The organism is Nocardioides sp. B129/18 (genome assembly GCF_055282735.1).
In genome coordinates, this window is record NZ_JBUZJI010000007.1 from 24,902 (window position 1) to 50,326 (window position 25,425).

Annotated in this window: 25 protein-coding genes; 19 read left to right on the forward strand and 6 right to left on the reverse strand. The window is 74.5% G+C overall.

Annotated features, from left to right (window positions below):
• Positions 1 to 19: 19 nt before the first annotated feature.
• The 3 genes from ACZDWJ_RS07015 (at position 20) to nudC (ending at position 7,562) form a co-directional block, all read left to right on the forward strand.
• The gene (locus ACZDWJ_RS07015) at positions 20 to 3,376 is read left to right on the forward strand and encodes an ATP-dependent helicase (RefSeq protein WP_463520216.1); all 3,357 of its coding nucleotides are present in this window, start codon (positions 20 to 22) and stop codon (positions 3,374 to 3,376) included.
• 65 nt (positions 3,377 to 3,441) lie between these two features.
• Positions 3,442 to 6,645, forward strand: coding sequence for a UvrD-helicase domain-containing protein (locus ACZDWJ_RS07020; protein WP_463520359.1), 3,204 nt, complete (start codon positions 3,442 to 3,444; stop codon positions 6,643 to 6,645).
• A complete protein-coding gene (gene nudC, locus ACZDWJ_RS07025; RefSeq protein ID WP_463520217.1) occupies positions 6,642 to 7,562 on the forward strand; it encodes an NAD(+) diphosphatase in 921 nt (306 codons plus the stop codon). The genes ACZDWJ_RS07020 and nudC overlap by 4 nt, the downstream gene beginning before the upstream one ends.
• Before the next feature lie 3 nt (positions 7,563 to 7,565).
• Here nudC and ACZDWJ_RS07030 read toward each other — a convergent pair whose 3' ends face one another.
• On the reverse strand, positions 7,566 to 7,814 hold the full coding sequence (locus tag ACZDWJ_RS07030; protein ID WP_463520218.1) for a mycoredoxin: 249 nt from the start codon (positions 7,812 to 7,814) through the stop codon (positions 7,566 to 7,568).
• 191 nt (positions 7,815 to 8,005) lie between these two features.
• On the opposite strand from ACZDWJ_RS07030, the gene ACZDWJ_RS07035 reads away from it, so the two are divergent.
• Positions 8,006 to 8,731 (forward strand): hypothetical protein, encoded by a 726-nt coding sequence (locus ACZDWJ_RS07035; RefSeq protein WP_463520219.1) that lies wholly within the window; start codon positions 8,006 to 8,008, stop codon positions 8,729 to 8,731.
• Here the strand turns inward: ACZDWJ_RS07035 and ACZDWJ_RS07040 are convergent.
• A complete protein-coding gene (locus tag ACZDWJ_RS07040; protein WP_463520220.1) occupies positions 8,706 to 9,062 on the reverse strand; it encodes a MerR family transcriptional regulator in 357 nt (118 codons plus the stop codon). The genes ACZDWJ_RS07035 and ACZDWJ_RS07040 overlap by 26 nt on opposite strands.
• A gap of 28 nt (positions 9,063 to 9,090) precedes the next feature.
• On the opposite strand from ACZDWJ_RS07040, the gene ACZDWJ_RS07045 reads away from it, so the two are divergent.
• From ACZDWJ_RS07045 to ACZDWJ_RS07075, 7 genes are all read left to right on the forward strand, one after another.
• Positions 9,091 to 9,912 carry an alpha/beta fold hydrolase gene (locus ACZDWJ_RS07045; RefSeq protein WP_463520221.1) on the forward strand — a complete coding sequence of 274 codons (822 nt, stop codon included), beginning with the start codon at positions 9,091 to 9,093 and terminating at the stop codon, positions 9,910 to 9,912.
• A gap of 77 nt (positions 9,913 to 9,989) precedes the next feature.
• Positions 9,990 to 12,023, forward strand: a complete 2,034-nt coding sequence (locus ACZDWJ_RS07050) for an ATP-dependent DNA helicase UvrD2 (protein WP_463520222.1) — start codon at positions 9,990 to 9,992, stop codon at positions 12,021 to 12,023.
• Positions 12,024 to 12,264: 241 nt separating this feature from the next.
• Positions 12,265 to 12,513, forward strand: coding sequence for a hypothetical protein (locus ACZDWJ_RS07055; protein WP_463520223.1), 249 nt, complete (start codon positions 12,265 to 12,267; stop codon positions 12,511 to 12,513).
• Positions 12,514 to 12,658: 145 nt separating this feature from the next.
• Complete coding sequence (locus tag ACZDWJ_RS07060) at positions 12,659 to 12,940, forward strand: WhiB family transcriptional regulator (RefSeq protein WP_463520224.1); 282 nt, start codon at positions 12,659 to 12,661, stop codon at positions 12,938 to 12,940.
• A 99-nt stretch (positions 12,941 to 13,039) separates the two neighbouring features.
• Complete coding sequence (locus ACZDWJ_RS07065) at positions 13,040 to 13,198, forward strand: hypothetical protein (RefSeq protein WP_463520225.1); 159 nt, start codon at positions 13,040 to 13,042, stop codon at positions 13,196 to 13,198.
• A 14-nt stretch (positions 13,199 to 13,212) separates the two neighbouring features.
• The gene (locus tag ACZDWJ_RS07070) at positions 13,213 to 13,449 is read left to right on the forward strand and encodes a hypothetical protein (protein WP_463520226.1); all 237 of its coding nucleotides are present in this window, start codon (positions 13,213 to 13,215) and stop codon (positions 13,447 to 13,449) included.
• A 132-nt stretch (positions 13,450 to 13,581) separates the two neighbouring features.
• Complete coding sequence (locus tag ACZDWJ_RS07075; protein ID WP_463520227.1) at positions 13,582 to 13,740, forward strand: hypothetical protein; 159 nt, start codon at positions 13,582 to 13,584, stop codon at positions 13,738 to 13,740.
• Positions 13,741 to 13,792: 52 nt separating this feature from the next.
• Here the strand turns inward: ACZDWJ_RS07075 and ACZDWJ_RS07080 are convergent, their stop codons facing one another.
• A complete protein-coding gene (locus tag ACZDWJ_RS07080; RefSeq protein ID WP_463520228.1) occupies positions 13,793 to 14,641 on the reverse strand; it encodes a hypothetical protein in 849 nt (282 codons plus the stop codon).
• A gap of 110 nt (positions 14,642 to 14,751) precedes the next feature.
• Positions 14,752 to 14,910: a DUF5679 domain-containing protein gene (locus tag ACZDWJ_RS07085; RefSeq protein ID WP_463520229.1), complete on the reverse strand. Its 159-nt coding sequence runs from the start codon at positions 14,908 to 14,910 to the stop codon at positions 14,752 to 14,754.
• A gap of 232 nt (positions 14,911 to 15,142) precedes the next feature.
• Between ACZDWJ_RS07085 and ACZDWJ_RS07090 the strand changes: the two genes are divergently transcribed.
• The 3 genes from ACZDWJ_RS07090 (at position 15,143) to ACZDWJ_RS07100 (ending at position 17,868) form a co-directional block, all read left to right on the forward strand.
• Entirely contained in the window at positions 15,143 to 15,946 is an 804-nt protein-coding gene (locus tag ACZDWJ_RS07090) for an enoyl-CoA hydratase/isomerase family protein (protein ID WP_463520230.1), read from the forward strand.
• A 272-nt stretch (positions 15,947 to 16,218) separates the two neighbouring features.
• On the forward strand, positions 16,219 to 17,307 hold the full coding sequence (locus ACZDWJ_RS07095; RefSeq protein ID WP_463520231.1) for a PHP domain-containing protein: 1,089 nt from the start codon (positions 16,219 to 16,221) through the stop codon (positions 17,305 to 17,307).
• A 9-nt stretch (positions 17,308 to 17,316) separates the two neighbouring features.
• Positions 17,317 to 17,868: a M48 metallopeptidase family protein gene (locus ACZDWJ_RS07100; RefSeq protein WP_463520232.1), complete on the forward strand. Its 552-nt coding sequence runs from the start codon at positions 17,317 to 17,319 to the stop codon at positions 17,866 to 17,868.
• Between the two features lie 21 nt (positions 17,869 to 17,889).
• Here ACZDWJ_RS07100 and ACZDWJ_RS07105 read toward each other — a convergent pair whose 3' ends face one another.
• Positions 17,890 to 18,444 carry an NUDIX hydrolase gene (locus ACZDWJ_RS07105; protein WP_463520233.1) on the reverse strand — a complete coding sequence of 185 codons (555 nt, stop codon included), beginning with the start codon at positions 18,442 to 18,444 and terminating at the stop codon, positions 17,890 to 17,892.
• Positions 18,441 to 19,865: a zinc-dependent metalloprotease gene (locus ACZDWJ_RS07110; RefSeq protein ID WP_463520234.1), complete on the reverse strand. Its 1,425-nt coding sequence runs from the start codon at positions 19,863 to 19,865 to the stop codon at positions 18,441 to 18,443. The genes ACZDWJ_RS07105 and ACZDWJ_RS07110 overlap by 4 nt, the downstream gene beginning before the upstream one ends.
• A 91-nt stretch (positions 19,866 to 19,956) precedes the next feature.
• Here ACZDWJ_RS07110 and ACZDWJ_RS07115 point away from each other — a divergent pair, with 91 nt between their 5' ends.
• From ACZDWJ_RS07115 to ACZDWJ_RS07135, 5 genes are read left to right on the forward strand one after another with little or no spacing between them, the layout of a single operon-like run.
• Complete coding sequence (locus tag ACZDWJ_RS07115; protein ID WP_463520235.1) at positions 19,957 to 20,403, forward strand: molybdenum cofactor biosynthesis protein MoaE; 447 nt, start codon at positions 19,957 to 19,959, stop codon at positions 20,401 to 20,403.
• A gap of 36 nt (positions 20,404 to 20,439) precedes the next feature.
• Positions 20,440 to 20,682 (forward strand): hypothetical protein, encoded by a 243-nt coding sequence (locus ACZDWJ_RS07120; protein ID WP_463520236.1) that lies wholly within the window; start codon positions 20,440 to 20,442, stop codon positions 20,680 to 20,682.
• Between the two features lie 53 nt (positions 20,683 to 20,735).
• Positions 20,736 to 21,785 carry a YlbL family protein gene (locus ACZDWJ_RS07125; protein WP_463520237.1) on the forward strand — a complete coding sequence of 350 codons (1,050 nt, stop codon included), beginning with the start codon at positions 20,736 to 20,738 and terminating at the stop codon, positions 21,783 to 21,785.
• Complete coding sequence (locus ACZDWJ_RS07130) at positions 21,782 to 22,366, forward strand: PPA1309 family protein (RefSeq protein ID WP_463520238.1); 585 nt, start codon at positions 21,782 to 21,784, stop codon at positions 22,364 to 22,366. Before ACZDWJ_RS07125 ends, ACZDWJ_RS07130 begins: the two co-directional genes overlap by 4 nt.
• Positions 22,367 to 22,412: 46 nt before the next feature.
• Positions 22,413 to 25,418, forward strand: coding sequence for a UPF0182 family membrane protein (locus ACZDWJ_RS07135; protein WP_463520360.1), 3,006 nt, complete (start codon positions 22,413 to 22,415; stop codon positions 25,416 to 25,418).
• The last annotated feature ends 7 nt before the right edge of the window (positions 25,419 to 25,425 follow it).

Here is a 25,425-nt window from a genome sequence, read left to right on the forward strand (position 1 = left end):
TCTGGTCGAATGGGCCGCGATGTCGACCTCGAGCCGTTCCTCCACTCGCGGAGCCACCTCCGGAGCCACCCGCGCCGCCGCCCCCGCCGTGCGCCTGCTCGGCCCCGTGCCGGCGCCCCCGGCGCCCCGGCTCGACGAACACCAGCAGGCGGTCGTCGACCACCCCGGCGGCCCGCTCCTCGTGCTCGCCGGCCCCGGCACCGGCAAGACCACGACGCTGGTGGAGGCGATCGTCGAGCGGGTCGAGGCGCGGGGCGCCTCGCCCGAGCAGGTGCTCGCGCTGACGTTCTCCCGCAAGGCCGCCGAGCAGCTGCGCGACCGCGTCACGGCCCGGCTGGGCCGCACCCTCGGATCGCCGGTCGCGGCCACCTTCCACTCCTTCGCCTACGGGCTGATCCGCCGCTACGCCCCCGCCGAGCTCTACGACGCTCCGCTGCGCCTGCTCAGCGCCCCCGAGCAGGACGTCGTCCTGCGCGATCTCCTCACCGACGCCCCCGAGTCCGTGGCCTGGCCGCCGGGCCTGGCCAAGGCGCTCGGCACCCGCGGCTTCGCCAAGGAGGTCCACGCCGTCCTGGCCCGCGCTCGCGAGAAGGGGCTCGACGGCCTCGCGCTCGTCGAGCTCGGGCGCGCCCAGCAGGTGCCGGAGTTCGTGGCCGCGGGCCTGTTCCTCGAGCAGTACCTCACGGTCCTCGACGCCCAGGGCGCCACCGACTACCCCGACCTCATCCGCCGCGCCGTCCTCGAGGCCGAGCTGCACCGCGCCGAGCTGCGCGCCGAGCTCGCCCACGTCTTCGTCGACGAGTACCAGGACACCGACCCCGGTCAGGTCGCGCTGCTGCAGGCGCTGGCCGGCGACGGCCGCGACCTCGTCGTCGTCGGCGACCCCCACCAGTCGATCTACGGGTTCCGGGGTGCGGAGGTGCGGGGGATCCTGGAGTTCCCCACCGTCTTCCCACACCGCGACGGGCGTCCGGCCGACGTCGTCGCCCTGCGCACCACACGCCGCTTCGGCCCGCGGGTGCTCACCGCCTCCCAGCGGGTCGCGGGACGTCTCGGGCTGCCCGGCAGCATCCCCGAGCAGGCGCGCGAGGCCTTCCTCGCGCCGGTGGCGGCTCCGCCGGCGCCCGGCACCGCCGACCGCGTCACCGTGCGGGTGCACGACACCGAGCGGGCCGAGGCCGAGCACCTGGCCGACACCCTGCGCCGTGCCCATCTCGAGCAGGGCGTCGCCTGGGACGACATGGCCGTCCTGGTGCGCTCCGGGCGCACCACCCTCCCGCCGCTGCGCCGCGCCCTGGCCGCGGCGGGCGTGCCCGTCGAGGTCGCCGCCGACGAGGTGCCGCTGGTCCGCGACCCCGCCGTCCTCCCGCTGCTCGACGCGCTGCGCGTCGTCGTGGCCACCTCGCCGCTGCCCCTCGAGGAGGAGGGTGCCGAGCCCGACGCCGCCGCTCCCGCGCTGCCCGGCGACCAGGCCGAGGCCCTGCTCCTCGGCCCCCTCGGCGGACTCGACGCGAGCGACCTGCGCCGTCTGGCGCGCCGGCTGCGGCTGCGCGAGCGCGACCGCGCGATCGCCGAGGAGCGCGCGCCCCGGCCGTCGCGCTCCCTGCTCGGCCTGGCCGTCCTGCACGAGTCGTTCCTCGACGACCTCCGCGCCCCCGACCGGCCCGAGGTCGACGCCGCCCGCGCGCTCGCCGTGCTGCTCGCCCGTGCCCGGGCCGAGCTCGGGTCGGGCTCCTCGCCCGAGGAGCTGCTCTGGCTGCTGTGGTCGGGCACGGGCTGGCCCGAGCGGCTGCGCCGCGGCATCGACCTCGGCGGCGCCGCCGCCCGGCGCGCCCACCGCGACCTCGACGCCGTCTGCGCGCTCTTCGAGGTCGCCGCCCGCACCACCGAGAAGCGCCACCACCTGGGCGTCCGGGCGTTCCTCGACGCCCTCGTCGAGCAGGAGATCCCCGCCGACACCCTCGCCGAGCGCGGCACCCGCGGTGCGGCCGTCCGGCTCCTCACCGCCCACCGCTCCAAGGGCCTGGAGTGGCGGCTGGTCGTCGTCGCCCACGTGCAGGCCGAGCAGTGGCCCGATCTCCGGCGTCGCGCCACCCTGCTGGGCGCCGACCGCATCGGCGCCGACGGCGAGCTCGTCCCGCCGATCAGCCCGCGCGAGCTGCTGCTGGAGGAGCGGCGGCTGTTCTACGTCGCCTGCACCCGCGCCCGCGAGCAGCTGGTCGTCACCGCCGTGGCCTCGCCCGACGACGACGGGGAGCAGCCCTCGCGCCTCCTCGACGAGCTCGGCGTGCCCGTGGAGCACGTCGTCGGCCGGCCCCGTCGCCCGCTCTCGCTCGACGGCCTGGTCGCCGAGCTGCGCCGCACCCTCGCCGACCCCGACGTCGAGGAGCCGCTGCGCGAGGCTGCGGCCCGTCGCCTGGCGCGGCTGGCCCCGCAGGTGCCGCAGGCCGACCCCGCCACCTGGTGGGGCACCCGCGGCCCGACCTGGTCGCAGGTGCCGGTGCGTCCGCCGGGGGAGCCCGTGCCGATCTCGGCGTCGCTGCTGGAGAGCCTGCTGACCTGTCCCGCGCGCTGGTTCCTCGAGCGGGAGGCCGGCGGCGCCCCGCGCACCCACCAGTCGGCCCACCTCGGCCAGATCGTCCACGCCCTCGCCGAGCGGGTCGCCTCCGGCGAGCTCGAGGCCGCCGACGACCCCGCCGGGGTCGAGACCCTCATGGCCGAGGTCGACGCGGTGTGGGACCGCCTGGAGTTCCGCACCCCGTGGTCGAAGGCGCGCGAGCACGAGCGCACCCGGGCCGCGCTGCGCCGGTTCCTGGCCTGGCACCACGCCGACCGTCGCGAGCTCCTGGCCACCGAGGCGCGCTTCGACGCCGTCGTCGACCTCGAGGACGGCGAGCAGGTGCGGCTGCACGGCTCCGCCGACCGGCTCGAGCTCGTGCACGTGCCGGTGGAGGGAGATGTAGGCGCCACGGTGCCGCGCATCGTCGTCGTCGACCTCAAGACCGGCCGTGGCGCGCCCTCGGGCGCCGCCGTCGAGCGGCACCTGCAGCTCGGCCTCTACCAGTTCGCGCTCGACCAGGGCGCGCTCGCACGCGTCCCGGAGGTGCCCGAGCCCCTGCGGACGCCCGGCACCGTGGCCGGCGGCGCCGAGCTCGTGCAGCTCGGCTCGCTCGACCTCCCGGCGGCTGCCACCGTGCAGACCCAGTCGCCCCAGCCGCCGGACGGCGAGGCCCGGACACTGCTGCGCGAGCAGCTCGGGCTGGCCGCGTCCACCCTGCGCAGCGAGGTCTTCCCCGCGCGCGCCGGACAGCACTGCCGTGACTGCGGCTTCCTGTCCCTGTGCCCCCTCAAGAGCGCCGGGGCGGTGACGGCATGAGCGAGTCGACGTCCGACGCCTTCGCCCCGCGTCCGATCGGCTCGGCCGAGGAGCTGCAGGCGGTCATGGGCACCGCGTACGCGCCGAGCCCGCAGCAGTGGCGGGCGATCTCCGCGCCGCTGGAGCCGGCGGTGGTCATCGCCGGCGCCGGCTCGGGCAAGACCACCCTCATGGCCGCTCGCGTGGTCTACCTCGTCGTCACCGGTCAGGTGCGGCCCGAGGAGATCCTCGGCCTCACCTTCACCACCAAGGCCGCCGCCGAGCTGCGCGGCCGGGTGCGCGAGGCCCTCGCCCAGGCCGGGGTGCTGCCCGTGCCGGGGCTGCCGCGCCCGGGCGCCGGCGACGACGAGCACGCCGAGGTGCTCGAGCCGAGCGTCCTCACCTACAACGCCTACGCCGCCCAGCTGCTCACCGACCACGGCCTGCGCATCGGCCATGAGCCCGACACCCGGGTCATCACCGACGCCGCTCGCTACCAGCTCGGCGCGCGCGTCGTCGACCGCTTCACCGGCGACGTCGAGCACCTCACCGACCACCCGCCGACGGCCATCCAGAACCTCCTCGCACTCGACTCCTCGATGAGCGAGCACCTCGCCGGCCCCGACGACGTCCGCCGGGTCGACGACGACGCCGACGCCGGGCTCCTGCGCGCCCTGGCCGAGGAGGAGGCCGGCAAGGCCCGCAAGACCCACCGCGAGGCCCTGGAGAAGGCACGCTCCGCGATCGCCCGGCGCCGTGAGCTGCTGCTGCTGGTCGCCGGCTACCGCCGCCTCAAGCGCGACCTCGGGCTCATGGACTTCTCCGACCAGATCGAGCTCGCGGCGCGTCTGGCCCACGAGCATCCCGACGTCGGCGCCGCCGAGCGCGCCCGCTTCAAGGTCGTCCTCCTCGACGAGTACCAGGACACCTCGGTGGCCCAGGCGGTGCTGCTCTCGCGGCTCTTCTCCGGCCCCGAGGGCGCGGGTCGCGGTCACGCCGTCATGGCGGTCGGCGATCCCAACCAGGCCATCTACGGCTGGCGCGGCGCGTCGATCTCCAACATCGTCGGCTTCGCCGACACCTTCCCTGCCGAGGCCGGCCGGGAGGTCGCGGTGCACCGGCTGACGGTCAACCGGCGATCCGACGAGCGGATCCTGCGGCTCGCCAACCGGCTGGCCGCGCCCCTGCTGGAGCGCTACCCGCAGGTGGCGCCGCTGGAGGCCAAGCCCGGCGCCGAGCCGGGCGTCGTCGAGACCCACGTCTTCGAGACCGCCGCCGACGAGCTCGCCTGGCTGGCCGCCGAGGTGCAGGCCGTGCACGAGGGCGGTGCGCGCTGGGCCGACGTCGGGGTGCTGGTGCGCGACAACGCCCACGCCGCCGAGGTCTTCGACGCCCTGAGCGCAGCCGGCGTCCCGGTCGAGATCGTCGGGCTCTCCGGTCTGCTGCGACTCCCCGAGGTCGCCGAGATCGTCGCCACCCTCCACCTGCTGCACGACGTCACCGCCAACGCCGCGCTGCTCACCCTCCTCGCGGGGCCGCGGTGGGCGGTGGGCCCGCGCGATCTCCGACTCCTGCGCCAGCGGGCCGAGGAGCTCTCCGGTCGCGCCGCCCGCCCGGGCGCGGCCGACACCGCTGCGGAGCACCTGTGGGCGATCACCGACGACGTCGACCCCGCCGAGGTCGCCGCCCTCGACGACGCCCTCCACGACCCTGGCGAGCTCGACTACTCCGAGGAGGCGCGGGCCCGCTTCGCCCTGCTCTCCTCCGAGCTGCGCTCGCTGCGGCGCCACGTCGGCGAGCCCCTGCTCGACGTCGTGCGTCGCATCGTCGACGTCACCGGCGTCGACGTCGAGCTGGCCTCGGCCGTCAGCCCGGCTGCGGCGGCCCGGCGCGACAACCTCGACCTCTTCGTCCGCGCGGTCGCCGACTTCCAGGCCGTCGACGGCGAGGTCACCCTGCCGGCCCTGCTGGCCTACCTCACCGCCGAGGACGACCAGGGCAACGGACTCGACCTCGCCACCCCGACCCTGGCCGACTCCGTCAAGCTGCTCACCGTCCACCGCTCCAAGGGCCTGGAGTGGCCGGTGGTGTTCTGCGTCGGCGTCTGCGAGACCCGCTTCCCGAGCAACCGCTCGCGCACCCTGTGGGTCTCCTCGCCGGCGGTGCTGCCCGCCCCGCTGCGCGGCGACGCCCACGACCAGCCCCAGCTGCGCGGCCACGACAAGGCCGCCCTCGACGCCTACCGCGCCGCCACCCGCGCGCACGACGCCGAGGAGGAGCTGCGGCTGGGCTACGTCGCCTTCACCCGCGCCGCGCACCGCCTCGCCGTCACCTCCTACTGCTGGACCGCGCGCGCCACGCCCTTCGGCCCCTCGGCCTACCAGGTGGTGGTCCGCGAGATGCTCGAGGAGCTCGGCGAGCGCGTCGAGCGCTGGCGGGAGAAGCCGCAGAAGGGCGACCCCAATCCCTACGACGCCGCCGACCCGACCCGTCCGTGGCCGATCGCGGAGGCCGGCGCCGAGGCGCTGCGGCGTCGCGCGGCGGCCGAGCGGGTGCGCGCGGCCGACCCCGACGAGCCCGACGACGGCCTCGACCTCCCGCAGACCGCGCTGGTCGCGGAGTGGGACGCCGAGCTCGAGCGGCTGCTGGCCGAGCGCCACCGCGATCGCGGCGACCTCCTCGAGGTGCCGGTGCCCAGCAGCATCTCGGCCACCTCGCTGCTGCGGCTGGCCGACGACGCCGACGCCTTCGTCCGCGACCTCGCTCGGCCGATGCCGCGCCCACCGTCCTCGGCGGCGCGCTTCGGCACCCGGTTCCACGCCTGGGTCGAGGCGCGCTTCGGTCAGCAGAGCCTCTTCCCCGACGACGACCTCCCGGGCCGCGCCGACCTCGGCGTCGACGACGACGCCGAGCTCGCCGCGCTGGTGGCCTCCTTCGAGGCCGGGCCCTTCGGCGACCGTCCGCCGCTGCGCGTCGAGGCGCCCTTCGCGCTGGTGCTGGCCGGCCAGGTCGTGCGCGGACGCATCGACGCCGTCTACGCCGAGCCGGCCGGGCCCGACGGCGCGCCGCGCTACCTCGTCGTCGACTGGAAGACCCAGCGCGCCGCCGACGCCGATCCGCTGCAGCTCGCGCTGTACCGACTCGCGTGGGCCGAGCTGGCCGGCGTCCCGGTGGATTCGGTCGCGGCGTCCTTCGTCTACGTCCGCACGGGGCGCATCGAGTCGCCGTCGGACCTGCCCGACCGGGCGGGTCTGGAGGCCCTGGTGACGCGGTCTACGGTGGCGCCGTGACCCTCGATCGTCCAGCGCCGCCGCACGTCCGCCTCTCCGAGGACCCGCACGACCGCGTGGCCGAGCGGCGCAAGGACGACGCCTGGCTCGACGACGCCTGGTCGCGGGAGTCCACCCGCGTGCTGGTGGTCGCCGGCACCCGGGTCCGTCCCCTGGGTGGCGAGATCGTCTGGGTCGCGCCGTCGCAGGCGCCCGAGGGCGTGCGCGTGCTGCTCGGCGAGCGCGACGGCGTCGTGTGGTTCGCCCTCGTCGCCGACCGTGCCCTGGCCGACGATCGCTCCTGGGTGCCGCTGCGCGGCGTCCTGCCGGCCCTGGCCGGACCCCAGACCTCGATGGCGCCGCTGGTGCTCCACGCGCTGGGCATCGCCGAGTGGCTCGACGCCACGCACTTCTGCCCGCGCTGCAGCGGACGTCTGGAGGCCCGAGCGGCCGGCCACGAGCTGGTCTGCCTCGACTGCGGCCGTCCGCAGTTCCCGCGCAGCGACCCCGCCGTCATCATGCTCGTCTCCCACGGCGAGCCCGGCTCGGCCGACGAGCGCTGCCTGCTGGGGCGTCAGGCGTCCTGGCCCGAGGGGCGGTTCTCGACGCTGGCCGGATTCTGCGAGCCGGGGGAGACCCTCGAGGACGCCGTCCGCCGCGAGGTGCTCGAGGAGACCGGCGTGCGGGTGGGCGAGGTCCGCTGGTTCGGCAACCAGCCGTGGCCGCTGCCCTCGAGTCTGATGCTCGGCTTCTTCGCGCGGGCCGAGACCACCGAGGTCCACGTCGACGGCGTCGAGCTCGCCGAGGCGCGCTGGCTGACCCGTGCCGAGCTCCTCGAGGAGGTCGCCGAGGCGCGGATGCTGATGCCCGGCGGCATCTCGATCAGCCACTCGCTCCTGGAGGCGTGGCTGGGCGAGAGCCTGCCCGGGGGCTGGTGAGGCTCAGCCGAGCTCGGCGAGCTTCGCCTTGACCTGCGCGAGCGACGGGTTCGTCTGCGCCGAGCCGTCGGAGTAGACCAGCGTGGGGACGGTCTGGTTGCCGTTGTTGACCTTCTCCACCAGCGCAGCGGCCTCGGGCTGCTGCTCGATGTCGACGACGTCGAAGGGGATGCCCTCGCGGTCGAGCTGGGACTTCAGGCGGTGGCAGTAGCCGCACCAGGGGGTGGAGTACATCGTGAAGGTCGCGGACATGCGGGTGGATCGCCTCCGGGCTCGCGGGTGGTCGGACGTCTGATCCAACCAGGTGGGTGCGGTCGATGTTCCCGCCGGGCGGAGGTTCCCTGGCGTCGTCACGCGGTCGATCCCCGCGAAGCCCGGCGGGAGCGACACGGCTGTGCCACCGTCCTCGGGTGTCGTCCTCCCTCCCCGTGCCCTCCGTCCCTGTGCCCTCCGCCCCGATGCACCCCGCGATCGCCGAGCCCGAGGCGTCGAGGCCCGCCGACCTGGAGTGGCTCGTGCGTCGGATCGTCCTCCTCGGAGCGCTCGGTGCGGCTCTGCTGATCGCCTCGCACCTGGTGGTCCTCGCCCTGTCCTTCACAGGCCGCGACCTGCCGCTCCGGCTCTCGCTGAGCTCCGAGCAGAGTCCTAGCGCCTGGTGGGCCTCCCTCCTGCACGCGGCGACGGCCGCTCTGCTGGCCCTGGTCGGGCTCAGCGAGCCCCGGCCGCGTCGGCGGTGGCGCTGGTGGGTGCTCACCGTCGCCGCGCTCGCCGCCTCGCTGGACGAGGTGATGGCGCTGCACGAGGAGGTGGGCGCCCGGCTGGACGGCTCCGGTCCGTCGTGGGGGCCGGTGCACGGCTGGGTGGGGCTGGCCCTGCCGCTGATCGCCGTCGTGGTGGCCGTGGGCGCGACGGCCGTCCTCGAGCGCCCCGGCCGCGGTCTGATGGTGCTGGGAGCCGTCGTCTTCCTGCTCGGAGCCGAGGTGGGGGAGATCGTCGAGAACCTGGTGCGCGGGGGTGGGGCGAGCCTCCTCAGCACCCGGATCCTCCTGCAGCAGGGCGTCGAGGAGGGCTGTGAGCTCGCGGGGTCCCTGCTGGTGATGCTCGGACTCGCACGGACGCTGCGCGGCGTCGGTCTCGGAGAGCTCAGCCGTCGAGCTGGGCGCGGATGAGCGAGGCCTGCTCCTCGAGTCGCCGCAGCTCGCGCTCCTTGCGGTCGAGCACCGCCCGCATCCGTCGGGCGACCTCCGGGCACACCTCGACCCGGCCGCCGTGGTCGGTGCAGGGGAGCAGCGCGGCGACGAGGTCCAGGAAGTAGCCGGCGTCGAGCAGCGCGCCGATGCGTCCCACGACCGTGACGCTCTCGGGGCCGAACACGCGGTAGCCGTTGGCGGCGCGCCGCGAGGGCAGCAGGCCGCGCTCGTCGTAGTGACGCAGCGACCGCGCGGAGCGCCCGGTGAGCGTCGCGAGCTCGCCGACGGTCATCTCGGTCTTGACCTTCACGCCGGTGTCAACGCCTAGCGTCCGCCGCATGCTTCCCGCCGACCCGATCCCCGACCCGATCCTCGACCCCGGCCGCGAGGTGCACCGTCACGGCCGGGGCGCCCCGCTCGCCCTCGCCCACGGAGCGGGCGGCGGCGTGGCCGCGAACTTCGCCGACCTCATCGACGCCCTCGAGGACCGACGCCGCCTGGTCGGCGTCGACCACCCCGGGTCCGGCGGGAATCCGCAGGCGCGGGGCGACCTCGACCTCGACGACCTCGCCGACACCCTCGTCGCCGCGATGCTCGACGACGGCCACGAGCGCTTCCCCGTGCTCGGCATGTCCCTCGGCGCCGCCGTGGCGCTGAGGGCCGCCCAGCGGCACCCCGAGCGCGTGACCGGGCTGGTGCTCGGCGTCGGCTTCGCGCGGGCCGACGCCACCGTGATCGGGACGGTGCGCCTCGTCGAGACGCTGAGCGGGGCCGGCCGGCACGACGACGTCGGACGGCTCCTGCTCCTGGCCGCCTCCTCGCCCCGCGCCCTGGCCGACCTCGGCTCCGACGGACCTGGCGGCTTCGAGGCCGCTGCCGCCGCGATCGCGGCGAGTGCTCCTCCGGGCCTCGTGGCCCAGCTGCGGCTGGCCGCGCGCGTCGACGTCCGCGGGGCCGCCGCGGCCGTGCGGGTGCCGACGCGGGTCGACGTGAGCGCGCAGGACCGCCTGGTGCTGCCGGCGAGCACCCGGGCCCTGGCCGCGCTGATCGCGGGGGCGGAGGTCGTCGAGCACCCGGACGCCGGGCACGTGCTCGATCCGGGGGAGTCGCGCGCCTGGGGCCGCGACGTCGGCGACTGGCTGGCCGAGCGCGGGCTCTGATCCGGGCCGAGCGGGCCGAGCGGCGGGGCTGTGGAGCCGCGCCCGGGACTGTCGCCGGCGGCCTCTAGGCTGACCCCATGCCCGATCCCGCCGCACTCCTCGAGGCCCTCGACCCCGAGCAGCGGCAGGTCGCCGAGGCCCTCCGCGGCCCGGTCCGCGTGCTCGCCGGCGCCGGCACGGGCAAGACCCGCGCCATCACCCACCGCATCGCCTACGGCGTCGCCACCGGCGTCTACGCCCCCACCGAGGTCCTGGCGGTCACCTTCACCACCCGCGCCGCCGGCGAGATGCGCGGACGCCTGCGAGCCCTGGGGGCCGGAGGCGTCCAGGCGCGCACCTTCCACGCCGCGGCCCTGCGTCAGCTGCGCTACTTCTGGCCCCATGTCCACGGCACCGAGCTGCCGCGGCTCACCGAGTCCAAGATCCCGCTGCTGGTGGGCGCCGCGCGGCAGCAGCGGCTGCGCGCCGACCAGGCGCTCCTGCGCGACCTCGCCGCCGAGGTCGAGTGGGCCAAGGTCAGCAACGTCCACCCCGACGACTACGCCCGCATCGCCGGGGCGCGCGGGCGCTCGGTCTCCGGCCACGACCTCGAGACCGTCGGGCGCGTCTTCGGCTCCTACGAGGACCTCAAGCGCGGCGAGGGCCGCATGGACATGGAGGACATCCTCCTGTTCACCGCCGGCCTCCTCGCCGACGACGAGCGCGTCGCCGCCCAGGTGCGCCGCCAGTACAAGTGGTTCGTCGTCGACGAGTTCCAGGACGTCTCCCCGCTCCAGTCCGCGCTGCTCGACCTCTGGCTCGGCGGGCGGTCGGAGCTGTGCGTGGTCGGCGATCCCGCCCAGACCATCTACTCCTTCGCCGGCGCCAGCCCCGCCTACCTCAAGGACTTCGCCCAGCGGCACCCCGGCGCGACCTCCATCGAGCTGGTGCGCAACTACCGCTCGACGCCCCAGGTCGTGCAGGCCGCGAACATGCTGCTCGCCGGCACCTCCAGCGAGGGCGTGGCGCTGCGCGCGCAGCAGCCCTCGGGCGCGGCGATCACCTTCCGCCCGCACCCCGACGAGGTCGCCGAGGCCGAGGCCACGGCCGCCCGCATCCTCGCCCTGCGCGACGCCGGCCGCTCGCTCGGCGAGGTCGCCATCCTGTTCCGCATCAACGCCCAGTCCGAGGCCTTCGAGGAGGCGCTCGCCGCCCGCGGCCTGCCCTACGTCGTGCGCGGTGCGGCCCGCTTCTTCGATCGCGCCGAGGTGCGCGAGGCCGTCACCCGGCTGCGCGGCGCGGCCCGTGGCGGCAGCGGCGCGCTCACCGGCGAGGAGCTCGTCGAGGTCGTGTGCGGCACCCTCGCGGGCATGGGCTGGACCTCGCAGCCGCCCACCTCGCGCGGTCAGACCCGCGATCGCTGGGAGTCCTGGCAGGCGCTGGTCGACCAGGCGGGGGAGTGGTCGAGCAGCGGCGACCTCGACGGCTTCGTCGACGACCTCGACCGCCGCGCCGCCGAGCAGCACGCCCCCGTCGCCGAGGGCGTCACGCTGGCCACCTTCCACGCCGCCAAGGGCTTGGAGTGGGACGTCGTGTTCTGCTGCGGCCTGCACGACGGCACGCTGCCGATCACCTACGCCGAGACCCCCGCCCAGATCGAGGAGGAGCGTCGCCTCCTCTACGTCGGGCTCACCCGCGCCCGCGTCGAGCTGCACCTCTCGTGGGCGCTGGCGCGCAACCCGGGGGGCCGCGGCAGCCGCAAGCCGTCCCGGTTCCTCGCCCCGCTGCTGCCCGAGGACGTGAAGGCGCCCAGCGCGCCGGGCCGCTCCCACAAGGCGATGGCGTGCCGGGAGTGCGGGCGTCCGCTGAGCACGTCGGCGGAGAAGAAGCGGGGTCGCTGCGCCGACTGCCCGGCCTCCTACGACGAGGAGCTCTTCGAGCGGCTGCGGGAGTGGCGCAAGGAGCGCGCCGAGCAGGACAGCGTCCCGGCGTTCGTCATCTTCACCGACGCCACGCTCCAGCTCATCGCCGAGCACAAGCCGCGCGATCTCCAGGCGCTGCTGCGCATCTCGGGGGTGGGGCGCAAGAAGCTCGACCAGTTCGGCGAGCAGCTCCTCGCGCTGGTCGGCTGACCTCCCGACGGCCTCCAGACGGCCTCCCGACGGCCTGCCGACGGCCTTCTGGAGACCTTCCGACGACGACGGAATCCGGTGCGTCGAGGTGCTTCGGCTGCGGATCGAAGGAAATTCGGTCAGGAGCAAAAAAATGATTTGCTCCTTACATTCGATCCGGGATACCTTCCTCACACCTGACCAACCGCGCACTCCGGGCCTGACACGCCCCGCGCCCGACGCCCCGAAGGAGGTGGCCCTGATGAAGACCCAGCTCATGACCCGCGACGAGCAAATGCCGTTCGGCATCGCCGCATGCGCGCGCCAGGACGTCCTCGCCCTCGACCTCACCGGTCGCGGTCGCGCCACCTCCTGGACCGGTGCCTTCGGCCACGTCTTCGGCGCTGCTGCGTTCACGCAGGGCGTCGACGTGCCGGCCGTCATCACCGATGGCGCCGCGTACCGCACGCCGTCCACCGGGATCCCCGCCTGGAGACCGCCGAGCTGTTGAGACAGCGCACATCGGCAGCCTCCAGGCCGCGGAACCCGAACCGGGATCCGCGGCCTTGTTGCTTCTCTGGGGCATCTCCATCGCCCCGCGGACAAGGCCTTCCCCCTGAAGCCCGCACCACGAGAGACACGAAGGAGGTGAACACATGACCACCACGGTCGCCGATGTCCTCGACGCTCCCGACCTCGACCACGAGCGCATGCCGTGCCGGGTCGCCGACCCCGAGCTCTGGTTCGCGGAGTCGCCCAGCGACGTCGAGTTCGCGAAGACCCTGTGCCAGGACTGCCCCGTGCGGAGCCTGTGCCTCGACGGCGCACTCCAGCGGCGCGAGCCCTGGGGCGTCTGGGGAGGCGAGCTCTTCGCCCAGGGCGTCGTCATCCCGCGCAAGCGCCCCCGTGGCCGGCCGCGGAAGGACGCCGCCGCCTAGCCGCCCCGCTCAGCAGCACCCAGCAGCACCCAGCAGCACCCAGCAGCACCCAGCAGCACCCCGTGTGATCCACCTCCACCTCATCCCTAGGAGAGAACCGTGAACAGCTTCGTCGAGGACCTGGCGCGTGAGCGCGTCAGCCAGCACCTCCAGGAGGCGCGCCTGCGCAGCCGCGCCCGTGTCGCCCGCTCCCGCCGGCAGGCCCGGCGCTCCGAGCGCGACGCCGCCCGCCTCCGCTCCGCCGTGCGCGACCTCTGAGGAGGCGATTCGACATGACCGACCTCCTCACCCCCACCGATGACCACCAGGTCGCCCCGGCGACCGCCCACCAGAACGGAACCACCGTGCATCTCATCCACGAAGAGCTCGCCCGCGCGCAAATGTCCGCGCGCCTGGGAGAGGCGCAGACCATCCGGCTCGAGCGTCAGCGCGCCCGTGCCCTCCGCCTCGGCCGCCAGGCCGAGGCCCTGGCCCAGAAGGCCCGGCTGAGCATCGCGCGCAGCCTCTGACCTCCTGACGGCTCACCTCGCAGCATCCATCCACGATCCCGAGAGCCGGGGTCGCGGCCGCACCCGCGGTCGCGGCCCCGGCTCTCGGTCGTCGCGGGCGCGCGCTCCCGCGTCCGGGTCTACGGTGGGGCGATGACCTGCGACTGGTGCGGTCGTCGCGAGGACGACGCCGCGGAGCTGCTCACCTGGTCGACCTCGATCGAGCGGGGGCGGCGCCACGCCTACTGCCCGACCTGCTCGCGCGCGCATCTGCGCTCGATGGAGGGGAAGCTCGACAGCGAGCACTGGTGAGGCGGTGGCTCCTCGCGCAGGGGGCGGACAGGCGGTGCGGGTCGGACGGGGGTCAGGTCAGCTCGTCCCAGGCGCAACCGCACCAGGGATGACGTCGCCAGGTGCGCGGCTGCGCGTCGTCCTCCAGCGTGATCGCGCTGGTGGCCGACCACAGCCGCGGACGCAGGCCCTCGGCCCACCGCACGATCTCGCTGACCGCCTCGGCGCGGGCGCGCAGGTCGAGCACCGGATCGGACTCCGCCGCCCAGGTCGTGGCGTCCGGGGCGTCGTCGACGAGCGGTCGTGAGGGGTCCTCCTCGACCAGGTGGGCCTGCAGGCAGCGCGCGCACGCGGTGAGCCCGGGGGAGACGAAGGGGCCGACGCGGTGTGCGTGGACCCCGAGGGCGACCAGCAGGTGCGGCACCTGCTCGCCGACCCAGCGGTCGGCCGCCGCTGCGAGCGCTCCGGCCGGCCGGGCGAGGAGCGCGACGGTCTGCAGCGGCTCGCCGGCGTCCTCGGCCGGATCGAGGCCGCAGGCGGCGAGGTCGGCGGCCCAGGCCGCGCGCCAGGCCGCAGGGGCGTCGAGGACGACGCGGGTGCCGGTGCGCAGCGCGACGCGGGTGGCGGCGTCCAGCCCCGTGCGGGAGGCCAGCGCCCGCCCCAGGGGGCCCGAGGTGGCGACGTGGTCGGCGTCGGCGATCAGGCCGTCGGCGGCCAGCCGCAGCAGCAGGCCGCGGACGCGGGCCTGCGCGGGGTCGGGCAGGCGATGCTCGCGCAGGCACCGCAGCGCCTCGACGGTGACGGTGCCGTCGGGCAGGAGGATCGAGGGGCCCGGCTCGAAGCCGAGCTGGAGCGCGCCGACCTCTCGACGCGCCAGGACGACGCCGGGGGCGAGCATCGGGTGGTCGGGCAGCACGGGCATGCCCGGTTCCTACCCGCTCGCGGACCTGCGCGGCGTCGCTCGTCCACAGGCACAAGCGCGACGGCGGCCCCCCAGCCGAGCTGGGGAGCCGCCGTCGAGGTGCTCGGCGATCAGGCCTTGCCGAGGATGCGGTTCAGGTTCGTACCGCACTCGGGGCACTTGGCCTTGGCCATGCGGGTGCCCTTCTCGTTGACCTTGACCTCGCCATCGGCCTGGCGCTTGTCCTTGCACTTGACGCAGTAGAACTCGCCGCTCCAGGTCTCCGCCATGACGGCCTCCTTGTCCTTCGTATGTCTGGTCGTCGCGACGGGGACGCTCGGGGAAGCCCGTCGGAAGCTCGCGGCCGGTGCCGCTGAGCCGGGGACGACCCTACGGCACGCTCAGCACGGCGCCTAACAGGCGTGCCCCCGCGTGTTCACGCGGGATTCACGGGCGACCTCACGCCCCTGATCCGCCGTGACCCGCCCCTGTCCTGACCCGGACGTGACTAGGGTGCGCCGCATGGAGCCCACCTCGGACCTGACCCACCTGCGCCTGGAGCGTCCGCGCGACGGCGTCGCCCTGCTCGTGCTCGACCAGCCCGACCTGCGCAACGCGATGTCGTCGGAGATGACCGCCTCCTGGGTGCGGGCGATCGACGCCCTCGCCGGCGACCCGAGCGTGCGCTGCGTGGTCGTCACCGGCGCCGGATCGGCGTTCACCAGCGGTGGTGACACCGCCTGGCTGGCCGGCGACGGCACCGCCACGGTCGACGAGCTGCGCACCCGGATGCTGCCCTTCTATCGCGCCTGGCTCTCGATCCGGCGCCTCGAGGTGCCCACCCTGGCCGCGATCAACGGTCCGGCCATCGGCGCGGGGCTGTGCCTGGCGCTGGCCTGCGACCTGCGGGTGGCGGCGCGCGGGGCGCGGATGGGCGTCCCGTTCGTGCGCCTGGGGCTGCACCCCGGCATGGCCGGCACCCACCTGCTGCCGCAGGCCGTGGGCGCGGCGGTGGCGCGCGACCTGCTCCTCACCGGCCGGCTGGTGCGCGACGAGGAGGCCCTGGCCCTCGGCCTGGCCTCGCGCGTGCTCGAGCCCGAGGGCTTCCTCGACGTCGCCCTCGACCTGGCCGCCGACGTCGCGTCGACGGCGCCGATCGCCAGCCGCCTCACCACGCTCGCACTGCGCGGCGGCGGCCACGACGAGCTCGAGCAGGCGCTGCAGTGGGAGGCCCTGGCCCAGCCGCTCACCCTGGCCACCGAGGACCTCCAGGAGGGCCTGCGGGCGCTGCGGGACAAGCGCGCACCACGGTTCACCGGTCGCTGAGGACGGATCGAGGCCCCCGGCCCGATCGCGGACGCCTGCCTTCCCCGTGCTGACGTCCGGTCCCGGCCCGGAGGCCTCGCGCCGCACAACCTAGGGGCGGGCCCGCGGGGCGTCAATCAGGACCGGACCGGCCCTGTGGAGGAACGGCCCGTCCCTGTGGATGACCTGGGGAGAAACGCCGCTGCGCCGCGGGGAGGCTGGGGATCGACCTGTGGACGAAGTGCGGTCACTAGGCTGGGAGACATCGGTCGGTGGTGCCCTGAGCAGCGACGATGCTCCTCCACCGGCTGTGGACGGAGGTCGACGTGGGGGAACGGTCCGAGCGGTCCGAGCAGGCGTACGACGCCGGCCCGATCGCCGCGCTGCGTCGCATCGCCTTCCTCCTCGAGCGGGGTCGCGAGGACACCTACAAGGTCAAGGCGTTCCGCTCCGCCGCGGCCGCGCTGCTGCCGCTCGACCCCGACGACGTCGCCGCGGCCGCCCGCGCGGGCACGCTGGTCGACCTGCCCGGCATCGGGGCCAGCACGGCCGCCGTCGTCCGCGACGCCGTCCACGGGGTGCTGCCCGAGCGGCTGGCCCGGCTCGAGGCCGAGCACGGTGGACGCCTCACCGCGGGCGGCGACGCGATCCACGCCGCCCTGCGCGGCGACCTGCACTCCCACTCCGACTGGTCCGACGGCGGCTCGCCGATCGAGGAGATGGCCTTCACCGCCCTCGAGCTCGGCCGCGACTACCAGGTGCTCACCGACCACTCGCCGCGGCTGAAGGTCGCCCGCGGCCTCTCCGCGGAGCGCCTGGCCCGCCAGCTCGACGTCGTCGAGGCCGTCGACGCGCACCTGGGGGAGTCGTTCTCCCTGCTCAAGGGCATCGAGGTCGACATCCTCGACGACGGCCGACTCGATCAGACCGACGAGATGCTCGCGCGGCTCGACCTGCGCGTGGCGAGCGTCCACTCCAAGCTCGCGATGGACCCCGCGCCGATGACGCGCCGGATGATCGCCGCGATCGAGAACCCCCTCACCAACGTGCTGGGCCACTGCACCGGCCGCCTGGTCACCGGCGGACGCGGCACGCGGGCGGAGTCGCGCTTCGACGCCCGCGCCGTGTTCGAGGCCTGCGCCGCCCACGACGTCGCGGTCGAGATCAACGCCCGCCCCGAGCGTCGCGACCCGCCGACGCGCCTCCTCGAGCTCGCCCGCGACCTCGGCTGCGTGTTCTCCATCGACTCCGACGCCCACGCGCCGGGTCAGCTCGACTTCCTCTGGTACGGCGCCGAGCGGGCCGAGGAGGCCGGCATCGAGCCGGACCGGATCGTCAACACGTGGCCGCGGGAGCGCCTCCTGGCCTGGGCGAACGGCTAGCGTGCCGTCATGGCCGGGTCGGGACGCGTCGAGGTGCGCCGCTCGGCGCGCCGTGTCCGCACGGTCTCGGCCTACCGCGAGGGCGACCGGATCGTCGTCCTCGTCCCGGCCACGCTGAGCCGGGCGGAGGAGGAGAGCTGGGTCGAGACGATGGTCGCCCGGCTGGAGAAGGCCGAGCGTCGCCGTCGTCCCTCCGACGCCGACCTCCAGGCCCGGGCCCTCGCGCTGAGCGACCGCTGGCTCGGCGGCCTGGCGCAGCCGGAGTCGGTGCGCTGGGTCGACAACCAGACCGCCCGCTGGGGCTCGTGCACCCCGGCCGACCGCACCATCCGGCTCTCCGCACGGCTGCAGGGGATGCCCGGCTGGGTCGTCGACTACGTGCTCGTCCATGAGCTCGTGCACCTCATCGAGGCCCACCACAACGAGCAGTTCTGGGGCTGGGTCGACCGCTACCCCCAGGCCGAGCGCGCCAAGGGGTACCTGCTGGGCTGGTCGGCGGCGAGCCGCACGCAGAGCGGCACGGAGGTCGAGGACCCCGTCGTCGACGACCCGGTCGACTGACAGTCCGGTCGTCGCCGCGGCTCAGTCGACGACCAGGCGCTCCCGGGCGATCAGGGCCAGCGCGAGCAGCTGCGGCTCGAGGTCCTCGGGCGGCGCGGCGATCGGCCACCAGCGGACGTCGAGCGACTCCTCGCTCACCGTGGGCATGACGCCCTCGCGGGCGCGGGCCACGAACCGGACGTCGAGGTGCTCGACCTCGGCGTGACCGGCGCAGAACGGCACGGTGTGCGCGTCGAGCTGGGCCGGGACGGGATCGATCGCCAGGTCGTCGAGACCCGACTCCTCGCGTCCCTCGCGCAGCGCCGCGCCGAGCAGCGTGGCGTCGTCGGGCTCGAGATGGCCGCCGAAGTGGAACCAGCGCCGTGCCTTGCCGTGCAGGTTGAGCAGCACGTGCTCGCCCGCGGCGTCGATGACCACGACGCCGGCCGTCAGATGGGCCGGCGAGCAGCCCCGCTCGACGCCATCGGCATGGGCGTGCAGGTGCGCGACGAAGCGCTCGCGCAGCTCCTCCTGGTGCGCGTCGGGTGCGCTCCAGGCCTCGAGGGTGGCGACGGCGTCGGCGTGGAGACCGCTCACCGGTCGGAGTCGGGTCCGGAGTCGGGTCCGGAGTCGGGTCCGGAGTCCGAGCCCGCGTCGGGCTCGTCGCCGTCGAGCAGGCGCGCGAGCTCGGCGTCGAAGTCGTCGTCGGTGAGGCTCGTGGGGGCCTCGGCGCCCTCGCGGAAACCGAGCGGGTCGTCGAGGTCGGCGGCGGTGGGCAGGAGGTCGGGATGGGTCCAGACGCCGTCGCGGGCCTCGACGCCCTGACGGGTGCGCAGCGAGCCCCACAGGGTGGAGGCGTCGCGCAGCCGGCGGGGTCGCAGCTCGAGGCCGACGAGCGAGGCGAAGGCGGCCTCGGCCGGTCCGCCCGCGGCGCGACGACGACGGATGGCCTCCTGGAGGCGTCCGGCCGTGGGCATCCGCTCGGCGGTGGCCTGGCCGACGACCTCGTCGACCCAGCCCTCGACGAGCGCCAGGGCGGTCTCCAGGCGCTGCAGCGCGGCGTCCTGGGCCGGGGTGCGGGGCGGGTCGAAGAGGCCGTTGTCCATGAGCCGCTGGAGGGCGGCGGGGTCGGTGGGGTCGACGCCGCGCATCTGCTCCTCGAGGCGCTGCTGCATGGCCTCGGCGTTGATCGAGATGCCGCGGGCGTAGTCGGTGACCGCGCCGAGGAGGTGCTCGCGCAGCCACGGGACGCCGGTGAACAGGCGCTGGTGGGCGGCCTCGCGCAGGGCGAGGTAGAGCAGGACGTCGTCGGCCGGCACGCCGAGGCCCTCGGCGAAGGCGTCGATCGCCGACGGCACGAGCGCGGCGCGGCCCGTGGCGGCCAGCGGGAGGCCGGCGTCGCTGACGCTGAGCACCTCGCCGGCCAGCGCGCCGACGCCCTGGCCGACCTGGTGGGCCAGGAGGCCGCCGATGGCCTTGGAGACCAGGCCCATGAGCGGGCCGGCGGTGGCGCGGGCCTCCGGCGGGAGGGCGCTGCCGAGGGCGTCGATGGAGCTCTGGGCGATGGGCTCGACGAGCACCTTCCACACGTCGGCGGTGCCGACGATCCACTCCGCCCGGCTCCACGCGGCGGTGCTGGAGATGCCGGAGGGGAGCGCGGTGACGGGGTCGAGCCAGTGGTCGGCCAGGCGCAGCGCGTCGGCGACGGCGTCCTTCTGACGCTGCGTGGGCGCGGGGTCGGGGGTCTGCGCGGCGGTCTTGCGCGCGATGTCGAGGGCGACGTCCCAGTTCAGGGGGCCGTCGTAGGGCTGCATGAGCGACTGGATCTGACCCAGCAGGGCGGAGAGGTCGGGCATGCCCGCGCCGCCGGCGCCCCCGAGACCACCGAGACCACCCAGGCCTCCGAGACCACCGGGGCCTCCGAGACCACCCAGGCCGCCGGCGCCGAAGAGGTGCTCGAACGGCGTGCCCTTGAAGGGGTTGTCAGGGCCCTCGCCCTCGGACGGCTTGTCGTTCATGGCTCCACGGTACGCGTCGGATCTGGGTGTTCGCTGAGGGCGGACCAGCAGCGAGCGGAGAGGGTCGCGGCCTCTCGCCTAGGGTGACGCCATGGCCGACTCCTCCCGCGTAAGCTCCGACGTCGTCCGCCTGTGCGCGCTGCGCGAGACGCCGCTCGACGTCGCCGAGGTGCTCGAGGCGCTGGACGACGACGCCTCCGGCGGCGTCGCGCTGTTCGTCGGGCGCGTGCGCGACCACGACGGCGGCCAGGGCGTGCGCGGCCTGGAGTACAGCGCCCACCCCACCGCCGCCGACCGGCTCGCGGAGGTGTGCCTGCGGGTGGCCGCCGAGTTCGACGTCCACGCCCTCGCCGCGGTGCACCGGGTGGGCGAGCTCGCGATCGGCGACGTCGCGGTCATCGTCGGCACCGCCACCGCCCACCGGGGCGAGTCGTTCACCGCCACGCGTGCGCTGATCGACACCCTCAAGGCCGAGGTCCCGATCTGGAAGCACCAGCTCTTCTCCGACGGCACGCAGGAGTGGGTCGGCGCGCCCTGACCGATCCTGGGCCCCGCGCGCCCTACCCTCGGAGGCGTGGAGATCCTGCTCTGGCTCGTGCCGCCGGCCCTGGTGACCGCGGCCACCGCGGTCTGGGTCGGCCTGCTCGGACGTGAGCCGGGCCAGGTCGACCGCGAGGAGCGCGCCCGTCTGCTCGGCGCCGCGCTCGAGCGCTCCACCGACCGTCGCTACGCCGCCCCGACCCCCGAGGCCGACCGCAGCACCGGCGTCGCCGTGCGGCCCTCGCGTCGTGCCGGCGTCGAGCGCCGCGCGTCCTGAGCCGTCTCCCGGGTCCCCGCCGACGCCTTGGGCGCGGATGAGAGGGTGAGCCCATGAACCAGCGGACGGTGGCCGCCCTCGTGGCGGCACCCCTGTGGCTCGTGCTGCTCGCCGTGGCCGGCTTCGTGCACCTGCCCTACGCGACCTACTCGCCCGGCCCGACGATCGACATCCTCGGCCAGGCGAACGGCTCGGAGACGGTGCAGGTCAACGGCGCCAAGACCTACCGCGACGACGGCCAGCTGCGCATGGTCACCGTCAACGTCTCGCCGGTGGGGGAGCGCCTGGGCCTCCTGCCGCTGCTCTCGGCCTGGTTCGACCGCACTCGAGCGGTCTACCCCTACGACTTCGTGCACCCCGACGACGTCTCCGCCGAGCAGGACCAGCAGGAGGGCGCCGTCTCGATGGTGACCTCCCAGGACGTCGCGATCGCCGACGCGCTGCGCAAGCTCGACGTGCCGGTCAAGGCCGCGCTCGGCGTCTACTACGTCTACCCCGACAGCCCCGCCGAGGGCGTCCTCAAGCCCCGCGACGTCTTCCTCAAGGTCGACGGCAAGGCCATCACGACCGCCGAGCAGCTCGTCGCCGCCGTGCGCGCGGCGCCGAAGGGTCAGAAGATCGACCTCGTCATCGAGCGCGACGGCCGCACCAAGGACGTGTCGATCACCCCGCAGACCGAGGACGGCACCCAGCGCATCGGCGTCCAGCCCGGCCGGCTGTTCCGCTACCCGTTCCAGGTGAGGGTCAACATCGACCCCCGCATCGGCGGCCCGAGCGCCGGGATGATGTTCGCGCTGGCCATCTACGACACCCTCACGCCCGGCTCGCTCACCGACGGCAAGACCATCGCCGGCACCGGCACCCTCGACCTCGACGACAAGGTCGGGCCGATCGGCGGCATCCAGCAGAAGATCGCCGGCGCCCAGCGCGACGGCGCCCAGCTGTTCCTCGTCCCGCCTGACAACTGCGCCGAGGCGCTCGGCGCGGCCAGCCCGCGTCCGCGCCTGGTGCGCGCCGACACCCTCGACAGCGCGCTGTCCTCGATCCAGAAGTGGACCAAGGACCCGAACGCGACGCTGCCCTCCTGCAAGGACGCCTCATGAGCGACGAGCCCGTCTTCGAGGGCATCCCCACCGGCCCTGGCACCCCGCCGCCGGTGCCCGACACCCCGCTGGCGCAGGCCGTCGTCGAGGTCGAGGGCCACGTGGCCGACGGCGGCTGGGACCAGCCGGCCCAGCTGTTCGCCCTCGTCGACACCGCCGAGCTGCTCGCCGCCGAGCCCGGCCTCGCCGCGCTGATGGGCGGGGACGCCGTGACGCCCGGCTCGCTGACGCCGGTGCAGCAGGAGCAGCTGCCGCCCGACCGCACCCTCGAGCAGGCGCTGGAGACCATCACCTGGCCCGACCAGGTCACCGGATGCGTCGCCGTCGTCGAGCGCACGGTGCTGCCGCCGGAGGCCGACGCGGACATCCCCGCCGACGCCGACGAGGCCGCCCGCTTCGCCGCGTCCCACCCGCTGCGCCAGGAGCTGCGCCTGGTGGCTGGAACCACCCGGGCCGGCGACTCGTTCTGTGCCATGCGGTTCCGCAGCCACGACGACGCCAGCCTGGTCGTCACCGGCCCGGACCTCGTCCCCGGCCTGCTGGAGCTGCTGCAGGCCACGCTCGACCCCGACGCCGGCTGAGCGCCGGACCCGCCGGACCCCCACCAGGAGACGCCTCGTGACCGAGATGTACGACGAGCCCGAGGGCGCGCCCGCGCCGCAGGGACCCAGCCGACGCTCCCGCGCGCTGATCATCACCGGCATCGTGCTGGTGGTGGCCCTGTTCGGGCTCACCGCGTTCGCGCGGTTCTACACCTCCCGGCTGTGGTTCGACGACCTCGGCTACGGCTCGGTGTTCAACCGCCTGCTGTGGACCAAGATCGGGCTGTTCGTCGGCGCCGGTGCGTTCATGGCGCTGGTCGTCTGCGGGATGATCGTGCTGGCCTATCGCACGCGTCCGCTGTTCGTGTCCCTGCCGCAGCAGGACAACCTCGACCGCTACCGCGAGTCGCTGACGCCGATCCGCAAGCCGCTGGTCATCGGCGTCGGCCTGCTCCTGCTGGTCTTCGCCGGCAGCTCGGGCACCTCGCAGTGGCGCACCTTCATGCTGTGGCGCAACGGCGTCGACTTCGGCCGCAAGGACCCCTACTTCGGCCGCGACATCGGCTTCTTCGTCTTCGACCTGCCGTTCTGGCACTACGTCGTCAACCTGGCGATGGCCGCGCTCGTCGTCGCCATCCTCGCCGCGGCGCTCACCCACTACCTCTTCGGCGGCATCCGCCTGCAGGTGCAGGGGGAGCGGCTCACCGCGGCCGCCCAGATCCAGCTCTCGGTGCTCATCGGCCTGTTCCTGGTGGTCAAGGGCGTCGACTACTGGCTCGACCGCTACGACGTCGTCAGCGCGTCCGGCGGCCTGGTCACCGGCGTCACCTACACCGACGACAACGCCGTGCTGCCGGCCAAGAACATCCTGGCCGCGATCGCGCTGGTGTGCGCGGTGCTGTTCTTCCTCAACGTGTGGCGTCGCACCTGGACGCTGCCGTCGGTGGGCGCCGCGCTGATGGCGCTCTCGGCGATCCTGCTCGGCCTGATCTTCCCCGGCATCGTCCAGCAGTTCCAGGTCAAGCCGTCGGAGGCCGACAAGGAGTCGCCCTACATCGGCAAGAACATCAAGGCCACCCGCAGCGCCTACGGCCTGGACTCCGTCGAGACCGTGCCCTACTCCGGCCGCTCCACCTCCGGCAGCGACCAGGCGCAGAGCCTCTCGACCCAGCTGGCCTCGGTGCCGCTGGTCGACCCGCTGCTGGTGCGTCGGGCCTTCGTCCAGCAGCAGCAGGCCCGCAACTACTACTCGGTGGCCGACGTGCTCGACGTCGACCGCTACCGCATCGACGGCCAGGAGCGCGCGCTCGTGCTCGCCGCCCGGGAGCTCGACCAGTCGGGCATCAACGCCGCGAGCCGCAACTGGTCGAACCTGCACACCGTCTACACCCACGGCAACGGCCTGATCGCCGCCTTCGCCAACCAGCGCGACGCCGCGGGCCAGTCGGTCAAGCAGGCCGACGGCATCGCCTGGGCCGAGGGCATCGAGGGGGGTCAGGACGCCCTCTCGAAGGCCGAGGGCGGCTATGAGTCGCGCATCTACTTCGGCGAGAAGAGCCCCGACTACTCCATCGTCGGCAAGGCGACGGCGTCCTCGCCCGACGTCGAGCTCGGCCTGGCCGACTCCACCTCGCAGGAGGACCGCTCCACGACCTACGACGGCCAGGGCGGCGTCGCGATCGGCTCGACCTTCCGACGGCTCATGTACGCCATCAAGTTCGGGGAGCCGAACTTCCTGCTCTCGGGCCGCGTGAACTCCAACAGCCAGGTGCTCTACGACCGCGACCCGCGCCTGCGCGTGCGTCAGGTCGCCCCGTGGCTGACCCTCGACAGCGACGCCTACCCGGCCGTCGTCGACGGGCGCGTGCTGTGGGTCGTCGACGGCTACACCACCACCGACCGGTACCCGGGCGCGGAGAAGGAGTCGTTCACGACGATGACGGCCGACTCCCGCCAGGAGAACACCGGCCTGCAGGCGCCGCCGACCGACGAGATCAACTACATGCGCAACGCGGTGAAGGCCACCGTCGACGCCTACGACGGCACCGTCACCCTCTACGCCTGGGACGAGACCGACCCGATCCTGCGCACGTGGGAGAAGGCCTTCCCCGGCACGGTGGTGCCGAAGAAGGCGATCCCCGAGGACCTGCTGCCGCACCTGCGCTACCCCAACGACCTGTTCAAGGTGCAGCGCTACCAGCTCGCGCGCTACCACGTCACCGACCCCGGCACCTTCTACACCGACCGCAACCGGTGGGAGGTCCCGCTCGACCCGACCGACGCCGGCAACCGGCTCATGCAGCCGCCGTACCGTCTGTTCTCCCAGTCCGAGCCCGGCACGGGCCCGGAGGACACCTGGTCGCTGACCTCGGTGTTCGTGCCCTACGGCAAGGCGAGCCTCGCGGCCTTCGTGTCCGTCGACTCCGACGCGACCTCGAAGGACTACGGGAAGATGCAGGTGCTCGAGCTGCCCAACGACGGCGTCGCGGGCCCGGGTCTGGTGTCGAACCAGATCCAGGCCGACTCCGAGGTGCGCCAGAAGCTGCTGCCGTTCACCTCGCCGAACCTGCCGCTCTACGGCAACCTGCTGACCCTGCCGGTGGACGACGGGCTGATCTTCGTCCAGCCGATCTACGCGCTGCGTCAGGGCTCGACGTCGGGCTACCCGATCCTCCAGCAGGTGGTGGTGTCGTACAACAAGAGCGTCGGCGTGGGCACCAGCCTCTCCGCGGCCCTGGCCGACGCCCTGGGCGTCAACGAGGCCGACACCGCCGGCCCGACCACCGGGGGCGGCTCCGGCAACGGCTCGGGCAACGGCTCGGGCGGCAACCTGACGACCTCGCAGCGCATCAAGCGGCTGCTCGACCAGGCCGACACCGCCTTCGCCGCCGCCCAGCAGGCACTGGCCGACAACGATCTCGGGAAGTACCAGACCGAGGTCGAGAAGGCCCGCCAGGCCGTCAACGACGCCCTCCGGCTGTCGAACGGATCGGGCTCCTCGGGCTCGGCGGGCTCGTCTCCGTCGGCGTCGCCGAGCGCGTCCGCCAGCCCGTCGGCCGACGCCTCGACCGGCTCCTCGGCGGCCGGCTGAGCTCGAA